Below are 448 nucleotides of genomic sequence, written 5' to 3'. Positions count from 1 at the left end.
CTTTTCCTAGTACTGTTACTTTTTCACCATTTTTTAAGTTTCCTAGAACCGAGCTACTTGTATTCGCCGCACTTCTTACTCGGAGACTTGTCGCATTGATCGTTCCTACTTCTTGCGTTCCATTCGTAATGTCTTCCGCTGGCTTTTCTTCTTGTTTTCCTGCTTCTAACTTCACAAACTCTAACGAAACATAGCCTTCTTTTCCTTGATAGCTGATTTTCGCCCAGCCGTTTGCTTTTCCTAGTACTGTTACTTTTTCACCATTTTTTAAGTTTCCTAGAACCGAGCTACTTGTATTCGCCGCGCTTCTTACTCGTAAGCTTGTCGCGTTAATCGTTCCTACTTCTTGCGTTCCATTCGTAATGTCTTCCGCTGGCTTTCCTTCTTGTTTTCCTGCTTCTAACTTCACAAACTCTAACGAAACATAGCCTTCTTTTCCTTGATAGCT

The 448-nt window shown here is 41.5% G+C and carries 1 protein-coding gene; it reads right to left on the bottom strand.

Features of this window, described 5'->3' with window-relative positions:
• On the bottom strand, positions 1–448 hold a 448-nt coding region (locus tag JDS92_RS30145), incomplete at both ends, for an SH3 domain-containing protein (protein ID WP_199633045.1).

It is taken from the genome of Bacillus cereus group sp. N12, from assembly GCF_016483575.1.
GTDB classification, from domain to species: Bacteria; Bacillota; Bacilli; order Bacillales; family Bacillaceae_G; genus Bacillus_A; species Bacillus_A toyonensis.
This window is presented reverse-complemented; position numbering and strand designations above follow the sequence as displayed.